General features: G+C 53.7%; 1 protein-coding gene. It reads left to right on the top strand.

Annotation, left to right across the window (positions count from 1 at the left end; all coding sequences use genetic code 11):
• Nucleotides 1-668 (top strand): RNA-guided endonuclease TnpB family protein (locus tag DWX75_RS11960; protein WP_233519612.1); only part of this gene is annotated, 668 nt, incomplete at both ends.

Below are 668 nucleotides of genomic sequence, written 5' to 3'. Positions count from 1 at the left end.
TGCGGAGATTTCTCTGTTTACCAGTAACGCCCGCTTCCTCGACAAGCATCATCTGATGCTGCCCAAGCTCAAACGCATCCGCTTCCAAGGCTCGCGTAAAATGCTGGACCGACTTTTTGCCATGAAGGAAGTCCGCATCGGAACGATTACCATCACGAAAGACAGCCTGCACCGCTACTTTGCGTCATTCCAACTCGGCTCCGATGAACCATTCGTGAAAGCCAGCCCGAAAACAAAAGCAGAGATTGGCATCGACCTGAACATCGAGAACTTCTATGCCGACTCGAATGGCGAGATTGTGGCCAATCCTCGTTATTACCGCAGGCAGAAACGACGGCTGGCCAACGCACAGCGCAAGCTGAGCCGTCGGATTGTCCGTGCCAAGAAAGAGCATCGCCCGCTCCGTGAGGCAAAGAACGTCGAGAAAAAGCGTTTGCTCGTCGCCAGGCTCACGGCACAAGTCATGCAGCGCCGCAAAGATTTCCTGCACCGCACTTCCGCGACACTGATCAAGAACCACGATCTGGTCGCAGCAGAAGAACTGCGGAGCAAGAATTTGCTGAAGAACCATGCCCTGGCTATGAGCATCCAAGACAATGGCTGGCGGATGTTCCTTAGTATGCTGACTTATAAGGCAGCACTGTACGGCAAGAACTTCGTCACCGTCG

The sequence above is a fragment of the Mitsuokella sp. AF21-1AC genome, assembly GCF_003458855.1.
Classification (GTDB): Bacteria; Bacillota; Negativicutes; order Selenomonadales; family Selenomonadaceae; genus Mitsuokella.
Note: the sequence above shows the minus strand (reverse complement) of the source record. Positions and strands in the feature narration are given on the sequence as shown.